Annotated in this window: 22 protein-coding genes and 3 tRNA genes; 6 read left to right on the top strand and 19 right to left on the bottom strand. The window is 56.5% G+C overall.

The features are described 5' to 3' along the window. Positions 1–49: 49 nt before the first annotated feature. Positions 50–133 (bottom strand) — tRNA-Tyr (locus ACXAGA_RS01190). 142 nt (positions 134–275) lie between these two features. Between ACXAGA_RS01190 and rlmB the strand changes: the two genes are divergently transcribed. After that, positions 276–1,049 (top strand): 23S rRNA (guanosine(2251)-2'-O)-methyltransferase RlmB, encoded by a 774-nt coding sequence (rlmB, locus tag ACXAGA_RS01185; RefSeq protein ID WP_475115695.1) that lies wholly within the window; start codon positions 276–278, stop codon positions 1,047–1,049. 210 nt (positions 1,050–1,259) lie between these two features. Beyond that, positions 1,260–1,679: a CoA-binding protein gene (locus tag ACXAGA_RS01180; protein WP_475116207.1), complete on the top strand. Its 420-nt coding sequence runs from the start codon at positions 1,260–1,262 to the stop codon at positions 1,677–1,679. Between the two features lie 31 nt (positions 1,680–1,710). Here the strand turns inward: ACXAGA_RS01180 and ACXAGA_RS01175 are convergent, their stop codons facing one another. The 4 genes from ACXAGA_RS01175 to hisF form a co-directional block, all read right to left on the bottom strand. Beyond that, positions 1,711–2,031 (bottom strand): delta-class carbonic anhydrase, encoded by a 321-nt coding sequence (locus tag ACXAGA_RS01175; protein WP_475115694.1) that lies wholly within the window; start codon positions 2,029–2,031, stop codon positions 1,711–1,713. After that, positions 2,022–2,396, bottom strand: a complete 375-nt coding sequence (locus ACXAGA_RS01170; protein WP_475115693.1) for a delta-class carbonic anhydrase — start codon at positions 2,394–2,396, stop codon at positions 2,022–2,024. Before ACXAGA_RS01170 ends, ACXAGA_RS01175 begins: the two co-directional genes overlap by 10 nt. Before the next feature lie 292 nt (positions 2,397–2,688). Continuing rightward, a complete protein-coding gene (locus tag ACXAGA_RS01165) occupies positions 2,689–3,000 on the bottom strand; it encodes a phosphoribosyl-ATP diphosphatase (protein WP_475116206.1) in 312 nt (103 codons plus the stop codon). Beyond that, the gene (hisF, locus tag ACXAGA_RS01160; protein WP_475115692.1) at positions 2,997–3,755 is read right to left on the bottom strand and encodes an imidazole glycerol phosphate synthase subunit HisF; all 759 of its coding nucleotides are present in this window, start codon (positions 3,753–3,755) and stop codon (positions 2,997–2,999) included. The genes ACXAGA_RS01165 and hisF overlap by 4 nt, the downstream gene beginning before the upstream one ends. A 73-nt stretch (positions 3,756–3,828) precedes the next feature. On the opposite strand from hisF, the gene ACXAGA_RS01155 reads away from it, so the two are divergent. Next, on the top strand, positions 3,829–4,581 hold the full coding sequence (locus ACXAGA_RS01155; RefSeq protein WP_475115691.1) for an SDR family NAD(P)-dependent oxidoreductase: 753 nt from the start codon (positions 3,829–3,831) through the stop codon (positions 4,579–4,581). Here the strand turns inward: ACXAGA_RS01155 and queF are convergent. From queF to hisA, 5 genes are all read right to left on the bottom strand, one after another. After that, on the bottom strand, positions 4,578–5,042 hold the full coding sequence (gene queF / locus ACXAGA_RS01150; protein WP_475115690.1) for a preQ(1) synthase: 465 nt from the start codon (positions 5,040–5,042) through the stop codon (positions 4,578–4,580). The genes ACXAGA_RS01155 and queF overlap by 4 nt on opposite strands. A 12-nt stretch (positions 5,043–5,054) precedes the next feature. Then, positions 5,055–5,762, bottom strand: coding sequence for a 7-carboxy-7-deazaguanine synthase QueE (queE, locus tag ACXAGA_RS01145; RefSeq protein ID WP_475115689.1), 708 nt, complete (start codon positions 5,760–5,762; stop codon positions 5,055–5,057). Next, complete coding sequence (gene queD / locus ACXAGA_RS01140; RefSeq protein WP_475115688.1) at positions 5,759–6,112, bottom strand: 6-carboxytetrahydropterin synthase QueD; 354 nt, start codon at positions 6,110–6,112, stop codon at positions 5,759–5,761. Before queD ends, queE begins: the two co-directional genes overlap by 4 nt. Next, complete coding sequence (queC, locus tag ACXAGA_RS01135; RefSeq protein WP_475115687.1) at positions 6,112–6,813, bottom strand: 7-cyano-7-deazaguanine synthase QueC; 702 nt, start codon at positions 6,811–6,813, stop codon at positions 6,112–6,114. The genes queD and queC overlap by 1 nt, the downstream gene beginning before the upstream one ends. 134 nt (positions 6,814–6,947) lie before the next feature. Continuing rightward, the gene (gene hisA / locus ACXAGA_RS01130) at positions 6,948–7,670 is read right to left on the bottom strand and encodes a 1-(5-phosphoribosyl)-5-[(5-phosphoribosylamino)methylideneamino]imidazole-4-carboxamide isomerase (RefSeq protein WP_475115686.1); all 723 of its coding nucleotides are present in this window, start codon (positions 7,668–7,670) and stop codon (positions 6,948–6,950) included. A gap of 140 nt (positions 7,671–7,810) precedes the next feature. Between hisA and ACXAGA_RS01125 the strand changes: the two genes are divergently transcribed. Continuing rightward, a complete protein-coding gene (locus tag ACXAGA_RS01125; protein WP_475115685.1) occupies positions 7,811–8,197 on the top strand; it encodes a DUF2147 domain-containing protein in 387 nt (128 codons plus the stop codon). A gap of 41 nt (positions 8,198–8,238) precedes the next feature. Here ACXAGA_RS01125 and ACXAGA_RS01120 read toward each other — a convergent pair whose 3' ends face one another. From ACXAGA_RS01120 to ACXAGA_RS01085, 8 genes are all read right to left on the bottom strand, one after another. Further along, positions 8,239–8,394: a hypothetical protein gene (locus tag ACXAGA_RS01120; RefSeq protein ID WP_475115684.1), complete on the bottom strand. Its 156-nt coding sequence runs from the start codon at positions 8,392–8,394 to the stop codon at positions 8,239–8,241. 222 nt (positions 8,395–8,616) lie between these two features. Beyond that, a complete protein-coding gene (hisH, locus tag ACXAGA_RS01115; RefSeq protein ID WP_475115683.1) occupies positions 8,617–9,258 on the bottom strand; it encodes an imidazole glycerol phosphate synthase subunit HisH in 642 nt (213 codons plus the stop codon). Next, entirely contained in the window at positions 9,255–9,842 is a 588-nt protein-coding gene (gene hisB / locus ACXAGA_RS01110) for an imidazoleglycerol-phosphate dehydratase HisB (RefSeq protein WP_475115682.1), read from the bottom strand. The genes hisH and hisB overlap by 4 nt, the downstream gene beginning before the upstream one ends. A 147-nt stretch (positions 9,843–9,989) precedes the next feature. After that, positions 9,990–10,064: transfer RNA gene (locus tag ACXAGA_RS01105), tRNA-Gly, on the bottom strand. Between the two features lie 25 nt (positions 10,065–10,089). After that, positions 10,090–10,164: transfer RNA gene (locus ACXAGA_RS01100), tRNA-Gly, on the bottom strand. A gap of 76 nt (positions 10,165–10,240) precedes the next feature. Continuing rightward, a complete protein-coding gene (locus ACXAGA_RS01095) occupies positions 10,241–10,633 on the bottom strand; it encodes a rhodanese-like domain-containing protein (protein WP_475115681.1) in 393 nt (130 codons plus the stop codon). Between the two features lie 92 nt (positions 10,634–10,725). Then, entirely contained in the window at positions 10,726–14,172 is a 3,447-nt protein-coding gene (locus ACXAGA_RS01090) for a pyruvate carboxylase (protein WP_475115680.1), read from the bottom strand. 136 nt (positions 14,173–14,308) lie between these two features. After that, positions 14,309–15,799: an MDR family MFS transporter gene (locus tag ACXAGA_RS01085; protein WP_475115679.1), complete on the bottom strand. Its 1,491-nt coding sequence runs from the start codon at positions 15,797–15,799 to the stop codon at positions 14,309–14,311. A 124-nt stretch (positions 15,800–15,923) separates the two neighbouring features. Between ACXAGA_RS01085 and ACXAGA_RS01080 the strand changes: the two genes are divergently transcribed. Together ACXAGA_RS01080 and ACXAGA_RS01075 are read left to right on the top strand one after the other, a co-directional pair. Next, entirely contained in the window at positions 15,924–16,478 is a 555-nt protein-coding gene (locus ACXAGA_RS01080; RefSeq protein ID WP_475115678.1) for a MarR family winged helix-turn-helix transcriptional regulator, read from the top strand. Positions 16,479–16,537: 59 nt separating this feature from the next. Beyond that, positions 16,538–19,213: an ATP-dependent helicase gene (locus ACXAGA_RS01075; RefSeq protein ID WP_475115677.1), complete on the top strand. Its 2,676-nt coding sequence runs from the start codon at positions 16,538–16,540 to the stop codon at positions 19,211–19,213. On the opposite strand, the gene ACXAGA_RS01070 is transcribed toward ACXAGA_RS01075, so the two are convergent. Next, positions 19,210–19,812 (bottom strand): LysE family translocator, encoded by a 603-nt coding sequence (locus ACXAGA_RS01070; protein WP_475115676.1) that lies wholly within the window; start codon positions 19,810–19,812, stop codon positions 19,210–19,212. The genes ACXAGA_RS01075 and ACXAGA_RS01070 overlap by 4 nt on opposite strands. Positions 19,813–19,865: the final 53 nt, after the last annotated feature.

Below are 19,865 nucleotides of genomic sequence, written 5' to 3'. Positions count from 1 at the left end.
AACGCACACATCATTGATGTGTGTCCACCAGTTCCATCATGTAGGGAAGTGGTGGGCGACCCTGGAATCGAACCAGGCATGGGTCTCCCCGGCGGAGTTACAGTCCGCTGCCGCACCTTGCAGCACGTCGCCCAAACGAAGCGTTGTTTCGTTCGTGTGGCGGTGAATATGGCGAACCCGCAGGGGCGTCAACAGGAAAATCGCACTTTTTTACGCCACTTGTGCTGACGCCCCTTTTCGCGCATTGAAGGAACAAGTTTGAAAGGATGATCGTCATGAAAAAACCAAAGTGGGTGGTCGAAAAAGAAAAAGCCAAACGTGCAGCGGCCGCTGAAACGGTATGGCTGTTCGGCCTTCACGCGGTGCGGGACGCATTGATGAACCCGTCGCGCGAAAAACTGCGGTTGGTTGTGACGAAAAACGCTTATGACAAATTGGCAGATGCCATCGACGCAAGCGGGGTCGAACCTGAAGTCGTCGATCCGCGCAAATTCGATGTGCCGATTGACCCAAGTTCGGTGCACCAAGGTGCGGCCCTAGAGGTAAAACCGCTGAATTGGGGCGACCTGAAAGATGTCGCGCTAAGTGGCGGCGTTGATCCTGCGCGTCTTGTTCTGTTGGACCGCGTGACAGATCCACATAACGTGGGCGCGATTTTGCGTTCGGCTGAAGTATTCGGTGCCCGCGCGGTGATCGCGGTGCAACGCCATTCCGCGCCTGAAACGGGCGCTTTGGCGAAAACGGCAAGCGGCGCGTTGGAACGTCAGCCCTATTTGCGAATCCGCAATCTGGCCGATGCGATGGAAGAGCTGAAAGAGCTGGGCTATATTGTGTTGGGTTTGGCAGGCGAGGCCGAGCAGACGATTGAACAAGCGCTAGAGGGCCGCAAGGATCGCCCCGTTGCGTTGGTTCTGGGGGCCGAAGGGCCAGGGTTGCGCGATAAGACCCGCGATACCTGTGACGCATTGGTGCGCATCGATTTCGCAGGCGGTTTCGGATCGCTGAACGTATCAAACGCGGCTGCTGTTGCGCTGTACGCATCGCGTTAGGCCGGGGCGACTGCGCCTGCGGCGACACCCGCCCACCCGGCCAACGCTGTTCACGAAATCATGAGCGGGGGTTTTCTTGGGTAAAACTGCGCCTATTTATTTTCGTGAGGCGAGACACTGGAACTGTCTTGCGATTACTCACTGTCCCTCGTTCCATACCTACGCCCGAGTGAGCAAATCCTCGGGCGTTTTTTTATGAAGAGAAGAATGATGATTTATAGCGACGATACATTCAAAGATATTTTTGCGACTGTGAAAACGATCGCTTTGGTTGGGGCGTCGGCCAAGCCTGACCGGCCATCGCATCAGGTGATGGCGTTTTTGCAAAGCAAGGGGTTTCGCGTGATACCGGTGAACCCAGGGTTGGCGGGGCAGGAATTGCTGGGCGAACCTGTCTTTGCAGAATTAGGTGCAATTGATGATCACGTGGATATGGTTGATATCTTCCGCAATTCCGAAGCTGTGCCGCAGATCACCGAAGAGGCGATGGCAGCCTTTCCTAAGTTGAAGTTGATCTGGATGCAGTTGGGCGTTTCGCATGACGAGGCCGCTAAAGTGGCCGAAGATGCGGGCGTGACGGTGATTCAGGATCGGTGTCCGAAAATCGAAATCACCCGTTTGGGATTGTGATAAAGGGCGGCAATGGCCGCCCTTTGGTTTTTTAGTTCGCGATAGGCGACAGCAATGCTGGGTCGTTGACCAGATTGCGCACGCCGTGTGCATGATTTTCGGCAAAGATGTTGCCGTCATACCAAGCCGCGATCGAATTGATGTCGACTTTGATGACTTCGGGGCGCACGGACCACGTGACTTGGAACGGCGATGCGATTTCGTTGTAGGATGGGCTCGTGGTCGAGCCTGTGTAAACGATTGGTTCGCCGGTGTTCGCTGGAACGTTTGGCGCCTGCCAGTAGCCTTCGATTTCTTCGACTGCGGCCAGTTCAATGAAATCCATTGCTGCGGCATCGTTGATCAGAACCATGACTTGGGTTTCGACGCGCAGTTGCGGGTTGCCCGTAGCGCGTCCGATAGGCACGACCCCAAGGTCGGGCCAGGGGTCACGTCTGCGGTGGTGTGGACAAAGTGGACTTCGATCGTTGCGCCGGGAACCAGCAGACCGTGAACGCCGCTGCCGATTGGTGCGTCCAGTGGTGCCAGTTCTGCATCGGTCAGGTCGCCGTCGTAGCCGAAACCGGTGCCAAAGCCGTGGCCGTCGCCATTGCCCAGATAGGTGGTGAATTCACCGCCGGCGTGTTCTGCGCCTTCGTGGAAGTGGATGTTGCACAGGTTCATTTGGGTTGCCGCTGGTGCAATCGAGAATGCGCGCGGGTTGGTGCCTTCGGCCACGCGCAAATCGCGTGGGGCCTGAGGGCCGAAACCAGCGTCAGCAGAGCTGGCCGATAGGGCCGCGTTTTGTGCCGCGATGACGTCGTCGGCGACTTCTTCGGTCGATGCGTCCAGTGCGAATGCCGCAGTGGAAGCAAGGCATGCAATAACGCTTGCGGTTGTAAGGATGTTTTACCTTAGGAATTATCGTATTTTTGATATGGGTTTTGGTCAAACGCACGCCTGTAAGATGAGCAAAAAAACCGCGCATAAAAATGCGCGGTTTTCTGAAGTTGCGTATTTTGGGTGCGACTTAACCGCGAGAGGCTTTTTCAGCGATGCCTGACTGGCCGGTGCGTTTGTCCAGCTCTGCTTCGATGTCGGTCAGCGTGATGTCGCGGGCGGCGCACATGACCAGCAGGTGGTATAGGCTGTCGGCTGCTTCGCCGATCAGTTTTTCGCGGTCACCTTTGACGGCTTCGATGATGGCCTCTACTGCCTCTTCACCGAATTTTTCGGCGCATTTTTCGGGGCCTTTGGCGAATAGTTTCGCGGTCCACGAACTGTCTGGGTCTGCGGTTTTGCGCGACTGGATGGTTTTATCTAGATCATACAGCGACATCAGAGCCTCATTGGGATGCCAGCATCCGCCATGTATTGTTTGGCTTCGCCGATGGTGTAGGTGCCAAAGTGGAAGATGGAGGCCGCCAGAACAGCAGATGCGCCGCCGTGGGTCACGCCTTCGACAAGGTGGTCCAGATTGCCAACGCCGCCCGATGCGATCACGGGGATGTCGACGGCGTCCGAAATGGCTTTGGTCAGGGGCAGGTTAAAGCCCGCTTTGGTCCCGTCACGGTCCATCGAGGTCAGCAGGATTTCACCCGCGCCTTTTTCCATCGCGGTGATGGCGAATTCGACTGCATCAATGCCTGTGGGTTTGCGACCGCCGTGGGTGAAAATTTCCCAGCGGCCCGGTTCAACCGTTTTGGCGTCGATCGCGCAGACAATGCACTGTGATCCGAACCGCATTGCGGCATCGGTCAGCACATTCGGGTCAGCCACAGCGGCAGAGTTGAACGATACCTTGTCCGCGCCTGCCAGCAGCAATGCGCGCACGTCTTCGTGGGTGCGAACGCCGCCGCCGACGGTGAGCGGCATGAAACATGCCTCTGCCGTGCGGGTGACCAGATCAAACATGGTGCCACGGTTTTCATGGGTCGCATGGATGTCTAGAAAACACAATTCGTCCGCGCCAGCAGCATCATAGGCTTTGGCGGCTTCGACAGGATCGCCAGCATCAACTAGGCCAACGAAATTGACGCCTTTGACAACGCGGCCGTCGGCCACATCTAGGCAAGGTATGATACGGGTCTTTAGCATGGGGCCTGAATACGCGGGGAACGGTTGCTGGGCAAGCGATCCTTCGCGCAAGATATGAAAAAGGGAGGCAGTTATGGAATTCGCAAACTATCCAAGCCTAAAGGATAAAGTCGTCTACATCACAGGCGGGGCATCAGGCATTGGCGCAGAAATGGTGCGTGCCTTTGCGCAGCAAGGCGCGCGGGTCGGATTTGTGGATCGCGACGTGGACGCGGCGATTGCGTTGATGGACGGCGTCGATGGGGATGTGACCTTTGCCGATGCGGATCTGACGGATATCGACGCGCTGCGCGGTGCGCTGGTTGCGCTGAAATCCGAAGTCGGCCCTGCTGATGTGTTGGTCAACAACGCCGCCCGTGATGATCGCCACAATTGGCGCGATGTAACGCCCGAATACTGGGACGAACGTCAGGCCACAAACCTGCGCCATATGTTTTTTGCCATTCAGGCGGTCGCCGATGACATGATCGAAAAGGGCGCAGGATCGATCATCAATATGGGGTCGAATAGTTGGTGGGAATCCGCGGGCGGCATGCCGTCCTACACAACGGCGAAATCGGCGGTGCATGGATTGACGCGCGGGATGGCCCGCGATCTGGGGCCGCACCGTATCCGCGTTAATACGGTCGTCCCCGGCTGGATCATGACCGACCGCCAGAAAGACCTGTGGGCCACGCCCGAAGCGTTAGAGGCGCACCGCGCGAACCAATGCCTGCCCGATCTGATCGAACCGGTCTATGTCGCCCGCATGGTGCTGTTTTTGGCGTCGGACGATGCCGCGATGTGCACCGCCCAGAATTTCTTTGTCGAAGCGGGGTCGGTTTAACCGCGGCCACGGTAGGGCGGTACGCCCTGATCGGGGATCCAAACGCCGGCGGGCATTTCGCCCGTCTGCCAAAAGACGTCGATCGGGATGCCGCCGCGTGGGTACCAGTACCCACCAATGCGCAGCCATTTCGGGTCTAGGAATTCGACCAGTCGGCGGGCAATGGAAATGGTGCAATCTTCGTGGAATGCGCCATGGTTGCGGAACGATCCCAAAAACAGTTTCAGCGATTTCGATTCCACCAGCCATTCACCGGGCACGTAATCGATGCACAGATGCGCGAAATCAGGCTGGCCCGTCATTGGGCACAGCGATGTGAATTCAGGCGCGGTAAAGCGGACGTTGTATTCGATATCCGCCTGAGGGTTCTGAACGCGTTCCAGAACGGCCTCTTCTGGGTTTTGTGGCACAACGGTTGCGCCGCCCAATTGCTGTAGGTTGCTGTAGATGCTGTCAGTCATATCAGTTTCCTTTCAAACGCCGTGTTTGTTGCCCCAGATCAGGACATGTAGCTGCGGCAGGATACGCGGGGCGAACCATTTGTCGTCCATCGTTTTTTCAGTGAGCCATAGCAGGCGATCGGCCAATCCTTGGGGATCGACGGGCACGTCTGGGTCAACCTCGGGGTTGCCGGGTTGCAGGTACAGCGCCATGTCAGGATAGCGGGCGTGCGCGTCTTTGGCCCATGCGTAATCGGTGTCGTCGAAAATGACGATCTTCATCACCGTTTGGCCTGCTGATTTGCCCGCTGTCACGCAGGCATCGAACGCATCCCAATCCAACGTTTCACCGCTGCTGGGCGGTTTGGGGGATAGAACCAGAGTGTCCAAATCGCCGAACCACGGCTTTGCCAACGACCCTTGGGTTTCGCAGGCGAATTTATAGCCTTCGGATTTGCCTCGCGCGATCACGCCGCTGAAATCCTGAATGGCGGGATTGCCGCCCGAAATCGAAATCGTCAGGGGCGTACCGCCTGTCAGCGCCGTCACCTGTTCCCACACTTGATCGTCGGACAGTGGTTTCCACGTGTGGCGAAATTCGCTGTCGACGGCGTGCAGACTGTCGCACCAGCTGCACCGATAGTCACAGCCGCCCGCGCGGATGAACACGGTCGGTTCCCCGATCAAGGCGCCTTCGCCTTGGATCGTTGGGCCGAAAATTTCGACGATGCGCAGGGTCATGGACGGTACTCTGCCCATGTTTTGGGGGTTTCCGATACCTTAACGGCAGACGTTTCAGGCCAGCGCGCTTTGCACCAGTCGTAGAAATGTTTCGCCATGTTTTCGGCCGTCGAATAGCCGTCCATTACGTCGTTCAGGTGACGGTGGTCAAAGTTGTCGTCGATATAGGATTTCAGCGGTTTCAGTTCGTGATAATCGCGCAGGAACCCATCGCTGTTCAGATCCGCGCCCGACAGTTCCACCACGACGATATAGTTATGCCCATGCAGACGCGCACATTGGTGATCGTCGGGCAGGTGGGTCAACTGGTGAGAGGCCGAAAAATGGAATTCTTTGCTGATACGAAACATTAGGCGTTCCCCCGTTCGGCAATCGCCTGTTTCCAGTAATCGGGATCGTCATAAATGGTTGGATCGGTGACGCCCGCCAGATGGAACGCTTCGCGGCGTTCAACGCAGGTGCCGCAGCGGCCGCAATGGTTTTCGCCGCCTTTATAACACGACCAAGTGTCCGCGAATGGCGTGTTCACAGCTGCACCCGCGGTGACGATTTCCGCCTTGGATCCGTGAACGAACGGCGTGTACAGCGTCACGTCCGCATATCCGTCCAATGCGGCCTTTTGCATGGCGTTGAACGATTCCGTGAATGCAGGGCGGCAGTCAGGATAGATGAAATGGTCGCCGCCGTGAACGGCGGTCGCCACGGCGTCATCCTGATTTGCGGCTGCGATCCCGAATGCAATCGTCAGCATGATCGCATTGCGGTTCGGCACAACGGTGATGCGCATGGTTTCTTCGGCATAGTGACCGTCCGGCACGTCGATATCGTCGGTCAACGCGGACCCCGTCAGGGTCGCACCGATGTTGCGCATATCGATAACAGTGTGCGGCACTTTCAGCGCCTGCGCCGCGCGGGCGGCATAGTCGATTTCTTTGGCGTGGCGCTGACCGTAGTCGAACGACACCAGGCGGGTCAGAGTATTCTCAGCCGCGACTTTGTAGGCAAGCGAAACAGAATCCAGCCCGCCAGAGCAGATAACGATAGTCTTCATAATGTGTCCCTTGTTTTGATGACCGGGTAGGCTGCGACCGGTTGGGGGCCTGATAGACCCGCATAGTTTTCACCGCAAGGAAAAAGAAAACGGGGCCCGATTGGACCCCGCGTTCTTACCGATATGTGAACGGATCAGGCTTTTAGCACGGACAGCGCCTCGGCCAGATCAATCGCGCCGTCATATAGCGCGCGGCCCGAAATCGCGCCGTTCAATGCCGCGCCGCAGTTTTTCAGATTGCGCAGATCATCCAACGACGACACGCCGCCCGATGCGATCACGGGGATGGAGACTGCGTTGGCCAGCTCTGCCGTTGCTTCGACGTTAGGGCCCTGCATCGCGCCGTCGCGGTTGATGTCAGTATAGATGATCGCAGACACGCCCGCGTCTTCGAACGATTTTGCCAGATCGATGACCATAACGTCGGTTTCTTCGGCCCAGCCTTTGGTCGCAACGCGGCCATTGCGTGCGTCGATGCCAACGGCCACGTGACCTGCGAATTCTTTGCAGGCTTCGCGCACCAGATCAGGGTTTTCCACCGCAACTGTGCCTAGGATCACGCGCGACAGACCTTTGTCCAACCAGCGTTCGATCGTTGCCATGTCGCGAATGCCGCCGCCCAGCTGCGCAGGCACTTTGCACTGTTTCAGAATTGCTTCGACGGGGGCGGCGTTCACAGGTTCGCCCGCAAAGGCACCGTTCAGGTCAACCAGATGCAGCCATTCGCAGCCCGCGTTCACAAATTCCAACGCTTGGGCGGCTGGGTTTTCGTTGAAAACGGTCGCTTGATCCATTTCGCCTTTGTACAGGCGAACCGCGTTACCATCTTTTAAATCAATCGCAGGATATAGGATCATCTGGGCACCTTTGTTTTCGTGTTGCCGCCCTTATGCACGGGCAGGGGGCAAATGCAACAAAGGCCGCCCCGACCCAACGTCAATGTTGCGCGGAATCAAACAAGAAGCGCAGGATCAAACCAATGAAACGGGAGGATCATATGAAAAAACTACTACTCGGGGCCGCATTCGCTGTTTTGTCCGCTGGCGCGGCATTTGCTGACCCGCTCGAAGGAAACTGGCGCACAGCCCCTGATGACAACGGCAATTCGGGCCTGATCACGGTTGCCCCATGCGGCGCCATGTTGTGCGGAACTCTGGTCAAAGCGTTCGATGCATCCGGCGCTGAAATCGCATCGGAAAATGTTGGTCGCCAGTTGATCTGGGATACCACTGCGAATGGTGACGGCACCTATGCGGGCAAAGTCTATTCGCCGGATCGCGACAAAACCTACAATTCGAAACTGGTCTTGTCGGGCAACAGCCTGTCAGTTTCGGGCTGCGTTTTGGGTATTTGCCGCGAAGGCGGAACCTGGACCCGCAACTAAAAACGATAAAGGGGCGCGATCAGCGCCCCTTTGCAATTTAATTATTCGCCCTGATGCGTTAGCGCTTCGGCGGCGGCTAGATCGCTGACCAATGTAATGTCTGCGACTTCGGCCATGCGAACGGACAGCGCCCTGAAATCTGGGTGGTGCATGGCGCGTTCGTTGTTGTCGTCCGACCATTCCAGCGTTTCAATCATCGTGCGTTGATCTGACCAGCGCTGCTCAGATCTGTCTGTTACGTACCCCAGTCTGCGTAAAATTGGCAGCCGACTTTGGGAAAGTTCATGCATTCGGGCACGCATGCCCGGTCGTGCGCGGTATACCGCGATCTCTATATGTTGCATTGATCTCCTCCTGCCGGCGCAGGTTAGCAGCATAAAGGATTCGCTCCAAATAGCCGTTCCGCAGGTGCAGAAAGATCAGGGTTTCCAGCGCAGGAAATTGGCGATGATCCGCAGGCCGGTGGCTTGGGATTTTTCGGGGTGGAACTGTGCGCCAACGATGTTGTCGCGACCGACCAATGCCGTGATGTCGCCTGCGTAATCCACATGGGCAATGCGGTGGGCAGGGTTTGCCACTTTCATCTGGTACGAGTGCACGAAATACGCGTGTTCACCCGATTGGACGCCGTCCAAAATGGGGTGAGGGTTGTCGATTACCAGATCGTTCCAGCCCATGTGCGGGATTTTCAGCGACGCATCCGATGGCGCGATTTTCACGATCTCACCGCCGATCCAGTCAAAGCCTGCGGTTTCTTTGTATTCATGCCCAACAGTCGCCAGCATCTGCATGCCGACGCAGATGCCCATGAATGGTTTCCCATCCTTTTCAACGGCTTGGGTGATCGCCTCGGCCAATCCGCCCGCGTTGGATAGCGCCTCGCGGCAATGCGGAAATGCGCCGTCGCCAGGCAGAACAATGCGGTCTGCCTTGGCTACGACGTCTGGTTCGGACGTGACAACAACGGTGCCTGTGCCCACTTCGGCGGCCATGCGTTCGAACGCTTTGTGCGCCGAATGCAGGTTGCCGCCGTCATAATCGACTAGCGCGATCAGGCTCATAGCGCACCTTTGGTCGAAGGCAGGCTGTTCGCCATACGCGGGTCTGTTTCCACGGCCATGCGTAGCGCTTTGGCGACCGCTTTGAACGCGGATTCTGCGATGTGGTGGCTGTTTACGCCGTGCACCAAATCGATGTGCAGCGTGATGCCGCCGTGCAGCGATAGCGCCTGAAAAAATTCACGCACAAGTTCAGTGTCAAATGTGCCGATCTTCTCTGCGGTGAAGGGGCAATTCCAGACAAGGAACGAACGGCCCGACAGGTCCAGCGCCGCACGCACCTGCGTGTCATCCATCGCCAGCGCAAAGTGGCCGTAACGGTTGATGCCTTTTTTGTCGCCCAAGGCTTTGACCAATGCCTGACCGATGGCGATACCTGTGTCTTCGACGGTGTGGTGATCGTCGATGTGGTAATCGCCTTTGGCGCGGATGGTCATGTCGATCAGCGAATGGCGCGACAGTTGGTCCAGCATGTGGTCAAAGAAACCAACGCCGGTTTGGTTGTCGTATTTGCCGGTGCCATCAAGGTTCAGTTCAACCTCGATTGACGTCTCGTGTGTGTTACGCGTGATCGATGCGGTGCGCATGGGGCCTCCGATTAAAGTCACGGCTTTATAGGCGCGCGGGCAGGGCAGGCCAAGCCGCGAAAATAACGCAGGGAAATTCGGTTGTCGGGCTGCATCAGTTACAAACAAAAAAAGGCGTCCCGAAGGACGCCGTTTTTTGATACTTACTGGAGCGGGCGAGGCGATTCGAACGCCCGACCCTAACCTTGGCAAGGTTATGCTCTACCCCTGAGCTACGCCCGCGACCGGTAAGTATATGTTTCGAAACTGGAGCGGGCGAGGCGATTCGAACGCCCGACCCTAACCTTGGCAAGGTTATGCTCTACCCCTGAGCTACGCCCGCTTCCGTTTCGGTGGGCGTGATTTAGGAAATGTAGCGGGGGGCCGCAAGTGGAAAATGCACGGTTGTGATGTTTTTTTTATTCCAGCCCTTCGACAGGCCCGTCTTTGGCAACCCAGTCGGTGAACCCATCCCGCAGGTGCGCCGCATCAAACCCCATATTTGCAAGGGTTTCGACCGTCAGTGCCGACCGCCAGCCCGAAGCGCAGTGAAATACAAAGGTTTTCGTGTCATCGGCAAAAATTGTTTTGTGATAGGGGCTTGTTGGGTCGATCCAAAATTCGATCATGCCGCGCGGGGCGTGAAATGACCCTGGAATATAGCCAGATCGCTGTCTTTCGCGCACATCACGGATGTCGACAATCACCAAATCGGAATCGCCCAACCGTTCGATCAGGTCTGCGGTTTCGATTTCGCGAATCCGTTCGCGGGCGCGGGCCACCATTTCGGCGGCGGTGGTGTTTAGTGGCATAGGCTCCTCCGATTTTGTCAGCGTAACGAGGCCATCACAAAAAGAAAGGGCGGGAACATGTCCCGCCCTTTGATCGCGTCAATTTGAAACGTTTATTCCAGTTCGATCATCAGATCTTTGGCGTCGATTTGGCCGCCTGCGGTGACGTGAACGGCTTTGATCACCGCGTCGCGTTCCGCGTGGATGCCCGTTTCCATTTTCATCGCTTCGATGGTCAGCAGCAGATCGCCTGCTTTGACCTCTTTGCCGGCAACGGCTGCAACGGTGGCCACAACGCCCGGCATTGGGGCGCCGATGTGGTTTGCGTTGCCTGCCTCGGCCTTTGGTCGGGCGACTTTGTTCGCGGTTGCTGCGCGGTTTGGAACGCGGATGGTGCGTGGCTGGCCGTTGAGTTCGAAGAACACTTTGACTTCGCCGTTTTCATCCATTTCGCCCACAGCCTGCAAACGAACCTCGAGCGTTTTGCCCGGATCGATTTCAGCGCTGATTTCTTCGCCCGGTTCCATGCCGTAGAAGAATGTTTTGGTCGGCAGGGTGCGAACCGGACCATAGGTGCGGTGACGGCCCATGTAGTCCAGGAAAACCTTTGGATACATCAGGTAACCGTTCAGGTCTTCGTCATCGATGGTTTTGCCGTCCAGCTGTTTGGACAGGTCTGCGCGGACGTCCTCTAGGTCAACAGGTTTCAGGTGTTTGCCTGGGCGATCGGTGAACCCTTTTTCGCCTTTCAGAACCTTGCCCTGAATATCTGCTGGCCAACCACCCGGAGGCTGACCAAGGCTGCCTTTCATCATGTCGATGACCGAATCTGGGAATGCCACATCGGTTTTCGGGTCCATCACCTGTGCAGTCGACAGGTTCTGCGACACCATCATCAGGGCCATATCGCCGACAACTTTGGACGAAGGGGTCACTTTGACAATGTCACCGAACATCATATTCACGTCAGCATAGGCCTGTGCGACCTCGTGCCAGCGTTCTTCGAGCCCTAAGCTGCGCGCCTGCGCCTTGAGGTTGGTGAACTGACCGCCTGGCATTTCGTGCAGGTACACTTCGGATGCGGGCGATTGCAGGCCGGATTCGAACGCGGTGTATTGGCCGCGCACCTGTTCCCAGTAGTTCGAAATTTCGCGGATCGATGCGATATCCAGACCTGTGTCACGGTCGGAACCGCGCAGGGCTTCGACGATGGAACCCAGTGTCGGCTGCGATGTGCCGCCCGAAAATGCGTCCATTGCAGCATCAACAACGTCAACACCAGCAGCGGATGCCGCCAGAACGGTTGCGATCGATGCGCCCGATGTGTCGTGCGTGTGGAAATGGACGGGCAGGCCGACCTCTTCCTTTAGGGCTTTGACCAGAACGGTCGCAGCGGCGGGTTTCAACAGACCTGCCATGTCTTTCAGGCCCAGAACATGGGCGCCAGCGGCCTCGAGTTCCTTGGCCATGCCGACATAGTATTTCAGGTCGTATTTCGAACGCGCAGGGTCCAGCAGGTCGCCGGTGTAGCAAATGGTGCCTTCGCAGACTTTGTTTGCTTCGATCACGGCGTCCATCGCCACGCGCATGTTTTCGACCCAGTTCAGGGAATCGAACACGCGGAACACATCGACGCCCGAAACGGCCGCCTGTCGCACAAATTCCTGCACCACGTTGTCAGGGTAGTTGGTGTAGCCAACGCCGTTCGACGCACGCAGCAACATTTGCGTCATGATGTTTGGCATTTTTTCGCGGATGTCGCGCAGGCGCTGCCATGGGCATTCCTGCAAGAAACGATAGGCCACATCGAACGTCGCGCCGCCCCAGCATTCAACCGAGAACAGGCCAGACATGTTTTGCGCATAGGCAGGGGCCGCGTTGATCATGTCGATCGAACGCATACGGGTTGCCAGCAGCGATTGGTGGCCGTCACGCATGGTGGTGTCGGTGATCAGCAGTTGTTTTTGCTGGTGCATCCAGTCGGCAATCGCCTCTGGGCCGAATTGGTCCAGAATTTGGCGGGTGCCGCTTGGCGCTTCGCCCTTGCCAGGCAGGACAGGGGGCTTTGGCGCTTTGGCTTCGGCATGAGGTTTGGCGCGGCCAGCGGTTTCTGGGTGGCCGTTGACGGTGATGTCGGCGACGTAGGTTAGAATTTTGGTCGCGCGGTCACGGCGTTTGTGGAACTGGAACAGGTCCGGCGTCGTGTCGATGAATTTCGTGGTGTATTCGTAATTCAGGAACGTCGGGTGTTTCAGCAGGTTGATCACGAATTCGATGTTCGTGGACACGCCGCGGATACGGAATTCGCGCAGGGCGCGGTCCATACGCGCAATCGCCATTTCAGGCGTTGGCGCGCGCGCGGTGATTTTGGTCAGCAGCGAATCGTAATAGCGGGTGATCACAGCGCCTGAATAGGCGGTGCCGCCGTCCAGACGGATGCCCGGACCGGTCGCAGAGCGGTATGTCTGGATGCGGCCATAGTCAGGGATAAAGTTGTTGGACGGGTCTTCGGTCGTGACGCGGCACTGCAATGCGTGGCCGTCCAGCTGAACGTCGTATTGCGATGCGCAGCCTGTTGCCTCGACAATGGATTTGCCTTCGGCGATCAGGATTTGCGCGCGCACGATGTCGATGCCGGTGACTTCTTCGGTGACGGTGTGTTCGACCTGAACGCGTGGGTTCACCTCGATGAAATAGAATTCGCCTGAATCCATATCCATCAGGAATTCAACAGTGCCTGCGCATTCGTAATTCACGTGTTCGCAGATCTTTTTGCCCAAATTACACAGTTTTTCACGCTGCGCGGCGGACAGATATGGGGCAGGGGCGCGTTCCACGACCTTTTGGTTGCGGCGCTGTACCGAACAGTCGCGTTCCCACAGGTGATAGATGTTGCCTTTTTTGTCGCCCAGAATCTGGACTTCGACGTGGCGGGCGCGGGTGATCATCTTTTCCAGATAACCTTCGCCGTTGCCGAAAGCGGCTTCCGCTTCGCGACGGCCTTCGCGGACCTTTTCCTCGAGCTCCTCCTCGGAAAGGATCGGACGCATACCGCGCCCGCCACCGCCCCAAGAGGCCTTGAGCATCAAGGGGTAACCAACTTCCGACGCTTGCGCGCGGATGATGTCCATATCTTCGCCCAGCACTTCGGTCGCTGGGATAACGGGAATGCCTGCTTCGATTGCGACGCGGCGCGCGCTGGCTTTGTCGCCCAGTTTGCGCATGGTTTCCGCTTTGGGGCCGATGAACGTGATGCCGTTCTTTTTGCAGGCGTCAACGAATTCAGGGTTTTCCGACAGCAGGCCGTAGCCTGGGTGGATCGCATCAGCGCCGGACATTTTCGCAACCCGGATCATTTCGTCTATCGACAGGTAGGCGGCGACAGGGCCCAATCCTTCGCCAATGCGATAGGCTTCGTCCGCTTTGAAACGGTGCAGGCCCAGTTTGTCCTCTTCGGCGTAAACAGCGACGGTTTTCTTACCCATCTCGTTTGCTGCACGCATAATACGGATCGCGATTTCGCCACGGTTGGCGATCAAAATCTTTTTAAATTCGGCCATAAAAACCCGCTCCTCTTTGCAGATGCAGAATCGGTCTAGGAGATTTGACCAGCGGCGTAAATCAATTTTTGACGATATGTTAGCGCCAACAAATATATTTGGTAAGATAATCGATTATATGCCGCTGGTCTGGTTTTTAGTGATTATGCGTTTTCAGGGGAACCTCTCGCAAAATCAAAGAGATAAGCAGCGCAAGGACACCCAAACCAGCCGCACACCAGAATACGGGGTGGATGGCGTGCACCACGGCGCCTGCGATCATATCTTGGGCATCGGTTGGTAATTCTTTGAGCATCTGTGGTCCGATCTCTCCGCCTATGTTGACTTCGGTCCCCAGCGAGGCTGCCAAGCGTGCGGCGAATAGGGCGCCAAATGCCGCAACTGCAAGCGATCCACCAACCTGACGGAACATCAGGCCAGCAGCGGTCGCAGTGCCCAGCGTTTCGCGCGGGACAGCGTTTTGCACGGCCGTTGTCAGAACAGGGAATGTGGTGCCCATGCCCATGCCGAAAATGGCTAGGTAGATACTAAAGGTAATCGTTGGCGTTGTTTGGTCGATGGTTGTCAGTAGCGACATACCCACAATGATGAATACTGCGCCCATGATCGGCAGAATGCGGTATTTGCCTGTTCGGCCCATGACTTGGCCCGATGCGGTCGATGCGATCAGGATGCCAAAGGTCATTGGGATCAACATAAGGCCGGAAATAGTGGGCGTGACGCCGATAGCGATCTGTAGGTAGATCGGCAGGAACGTAACCGATCCGAACATAGCCGCGCCGACGATGAAACTGATCACCGATGTCGTCCAAAAGACGTTCATTTTGAACAGATGCAGCGGGATGATGGGTTCTTGTGCGCGGCGTTCGATCCATATGAAAGCGACCAAAGCGATAGCGGCGATTGCGATCAGCCCAAAGAATTGCGGCGAATCCCATGCGATCGTTGAACCGCCCAGCGATGTGGCCAATGTCAGCGTGGCCAAAGTGACCGACAGCGCAGCAGCCCCCCACCAGTCAATCGCGTGTTTGGTGCGTTTACCCGTTGGTTTGAATGCCGATGCAAATCCGATGACGGCCAGAATACCGAACGGCAGGTTGATGTAGAAAATCCAATGCCAGCTGAAGGCTTCGACGAACCAGCCGCCGATCAGCGGGCCAACGACCGACGACATGGAAAAGACAGCGGCGAAAATGCCCTGAACTTTGCCGCGTTCACGTGGGGGGATAACGTCTCCGATCACCGACAGAGCCAGAACGAACAGGCCCCCGCCACCTAGGCCCTGTAGGGCACGCGCCAGAATCAGGAACGTCATCGAGGTCGCCAATCCGCACAGCGCAGACCCCAGCAGGAACAGGCCCACCGACACGAACACGGTATTTCGTCGGCCATAAAGATCGCCGATTTTACCGTACAATGGTGCGACAATGGTGGAGGCCAGCATATAGGCTGTCACGACCCAGCTTAGGTGCTCTAACCCGCCCAAATCTGAAACGATTGTTGGCAGTGCGGTGGAAACGATGGTCTGGTCTAATGCGGCCAGTAACAAAAGGATGCCGATTGATCCGATGATCAATCGCGTTGAACCTTCGTGAGGTTTTGTTGTGGGGGCGGGAATGTCAGTCATGGCGGTCAATTCGATTTGGAAAACTGTTGTTTCTAAATAAAGCGCGATTTAAATATGTGTCAATCGCACATAAATGTGCATGGCATGTATTTGACATGTGCGTATTTACGGGCAAAGAAGGCTTATGATGAAATTACCGCCCCATTTTCACGCCGATGTTCCTGAAACCCTGACTGCTGCGGGGTTTGGACCTGATGCTATTGAAAACCTGCTGGAACTGGACGCCATCATTTTCCAATGGCACCGCATGTCGTCCAAAGGCGAGGTGCCGCGCAAGTTGTTGGCGGAAATGGATTCGGACGTCGATATTGGCCAGTTCTATGCAATGACGGCGGTTGCGCGGATCATTTACGGCATTGGCCGTGATGCCCCGCAAGAGGCGACAATCGGCCTGCTGGCCGAAGAATTGAACATCGATCCGTCCCGCGCCAGCCGCGTGGCCAGTGATCTGATCAAACGCGGCCTGGTCCGCCGCCGCGCGTCTCAGGGCGACGGGCGCAAATCCATCCTAGAGTTTACACAAGAAGCGATTGACCTGCTGTCCGCCTATCGCGACCTGAAATGGACCAAAGCGATCGAGGTCTACAAAGATTGGCCCGCCGAAGATATCGCCGCCTTTTCCCGCCTGCTGGGGCGCTATGTTGATAGTGTGGGTAAGGCGCTGCACGGAAAAGAATAGTAGAACATAATGCGAACAGACGCTTTCCCAGCGATCTGATTTGCGCTATTTGTTCGACCATGACCAGCTATTCCGATGATGACGCCTTTGAGGCGGCCGAAATGTCCCTGTCGCAGCGCGCTATGATGGCGTCGCGCCCCACACCCTATTTGGATGATCTGAACCCCGCTCAACGCGAAGCGGTCGAAGCGTTGGATGGTCCGGTTTTGATGTTGGCGGGCGCGGGTACGGGCAAAACAAAGGCGCTGACAACGCGCATCGCGCATCTGTTGGTCATGGGCAAAGCGCGCCCAAACGAAATCTTGTCGGTGACATTCACGAACAAAGCCGCCCGCGAAATGAAAGAACGCGTTGGCCGTTTGTTGGGCGATACTGTCGAAGGCATGCCTTGGATGGGGACGTTCCATTCGATCTGTGTGAAACTGCTGCGCCGCCATGCGGAATTGATCGGCGCGTCAGATCGAAACGAAGTGATCGAGGGCCGCCCCCAGCTGCACCTGAAATCCAATTTCACGATTCTGGACACTGACGATCAGATACGCCTCATGAAACAGCTGATCGAAGCGAACGGGATGGACGTCAAACGTTGGCCCGCGCGGATGCTGTCGGGGATCATCGATAACTGGAAAAACCGCGCGTGGACTCCGCATCAGGTGCCAACTTCTGAAGCGTCCGCATTCGATGGGCGCGGGGTTGAGCTGTATGATCAATATCAGCGCCGTTTGTTGGAACTAAACGCCGTGGATTTCGGCGATCTGCTGCTGCATGTCGTCACGATTTTCCAACAGCACCCCGATGTGTTGGCGCAATATCAGCGTTGGTTTCGCTACGTTTTGGTCGACGAATATCAAGATACCAACGTCGCGCAGTATTTATGGCTGCGCCTTTTGGCTTCGGGCCACAAAAACATCTGCTGCGTTGGCGATGATGACCAATCCATCTATGGCTGGCGCGGGGCAGAGGTCGGCAACATCCTGCGGTTCGAAAAGGATTTCCCAGGCGCCAAGGTGGTCAGGCTGGAACAGAACTATCGTTCGACCCACCATATCCTTGCCGCTGCATCGGGGGTGATCGCGGGGAACAAAGGCCGTTTGGGCAAAACACTATGGACCGAAAGCCAAGACGGCGAAAAAGTCCGCCTGATCGGCCATTGGGATGGCGAAGAAGAAGCCCGTTGGATCGGCGAAGAGATTGAGGCAATGCAGCGCGGCACCCGCGGAAACGACCGTATGTCGCTGGATAGCATGGCGATTCTGGTGCGTGCGTCCCATCAGATGCGCAGCTTTGAAGACCGGTTTCTGACCATCGGCTTGCCCTATCGCGTCATCGGCGGCCCCCGTTTCTACGAACGGATGGAAATTCGCGACGCCATGGCCTATTTCCGTTTGGCCGTATCGCAAGACGATGATCTGGCGTTCGAACGCATCGTGAATACGCCGAAACGCGGACTGGGTGACAAAGCGGTGCAGACCATCCAGAAAATGGCCCGCAGCAACGGCGTATCATTGATCGAAGGCGCGCGTTTGTGCGTCGAATCCGGCCTGATCAAAGGTAAAGGCGGCAAGGCGCTGGGCGAATTGGTTCAGGGGCTGGACCGCTGGCATTATTTCGTCGTTTACGCATTGGATGAAAATGAAATTTCCCAACAGGAAGGCAGAGTGCAACAAGCCAAGTTGGAGGTTCTCGACTCCGAAGCGTACGTGATGAGTTGTCAAAGTGCTTTAACGGCAGTTCAGTCGGAGACCGACGCTGTCGAGAGAGTGGAAGAATCTAGCCAGGCTCTTAATGAAGCTATTCAAGAACTTGCGTCGGCTAAGTCTAGGCTATCTATCTGTGAGCGTGATCTCGACATCTTAAATGGTGACCATATCAAGTTAGCCGAAATGATTCTGGACGAATCTGGCTACACGACCATGTGGCAGAACGACAAAACGCCCGAGGCTCCGGGGCGGTTGGAAAACCTCAAGGAATTGGTCAAAGCGCTGGAAAACTTTGATAACCTTCAGGGTTTTCTGGAACACATCGCCCTCATTATGGACAACGATTCCGAAGATGCCGAAGAAAAGGTCAGCATCATGACCTTGCACGCGGCCAAAGGTTTGGAATTCCCCGCCGTGTTCCTGCCAGGGTGGGAGGACGGCCTGTTCCCGTCGCAGCGATCCATGGACGAAAGCGGCGTCAAAGGATTAGAGGAAGAACGCCGTCTGGCCTATGTCGGCATCACCCGTGCGGAACAGATCTGCACCATTTCCTTTACCGCGAACCGCCGCGTTTATGGCCAATGGCAAAGCCAGCTACCCAGCCGTTTCATCGACGAATTACCCGAAGAGCACGTGGATGTTCTGACACCGCCCGGATTGTACGGCGGTGGATATGGCGCGGCGGGTATGTCCGCATCCGCGTCGCCTGCCTATGCTATGAAATCGGCCAGCACGATCGAACAACGCGTGCAAAAGGCCGATGTTTATAACTCGCCTGGCTGGAAACGGATGCAGAATCAGTCGCAAAAACGTGGGTTTGCGCAGCCGAATGAATCGCGGGGACTGACCATTGATGCAACAGCGACGTCGTCGTTCACCATCGGGGATCGCGTGTTCCACCAAAAATTCGGCTACGGCGAGGTGATGGAGATCGAAGGCGACAAGCTGGCGATCGAATTTGACAAGGCGGGATCGAAAAAGGTTGTCGCCAAATTCATCGTTCCCGCCGAAAACGCCAATGACGTTCCGTTTTAATGTCCGCGGAAAATTGGGACCAATGTCAGCACCAGTAACACCGCCATCGTGATGTTGAATGCGCGCAGGCGGGTGGGGCTGTTCAGGAATCGGCGCGCTTGTTGGCCCAAAACCGTCCAGACGGAAATCGATGGCATGTTGGTCAGCAGGAAAATCAGCGCGACCAATGCGACTTGGGTGAATGATTGATCCACTGTGTAGGCGCTGATCGCGGTTAACGCCATGAACCAGCCCTTTGGGTTGACCCATTGGAACGCGGCGGCCTGAAAAAACGTGAATGGTTTGGATTCGGGCTGCGCCAGATCGGGCGATTTCGGCGCGGCGTTGGCGATTTTCCACGATAGATACAGCAGATAGGCCACCGATCCCCATTTCATCGCGACCAAAGTCATGGGGAACCGTTCGAACAAAGTGACCAGCCCCGCGCCGATGATTAGAATCATAAACGAATGCCCGATCCCAACACCCAGCATATGGGGCAGGGACCGGCGCAGGCCAAAATTGGCGCCAGAGGCCATGAGCATCATGTTATTCGGGCCCGGAGTGATCGAGCTAACAAAGGCAAAGCCGACAAGGGCAAGGATCAATTCTATCGTCATGGCGCGATAATTGACCCAAAATGCACGCAATGTGATTGCTTTGTTGTGGTATA

The organism is Marivivens sp. ABH4_498, from assembly GCF_056160585.1.
The sequence above is the reverse complement of the archived record's forward strand: the minus strand, read 5'-3'. Positions and strand labels throughout refer to the sequence as shown.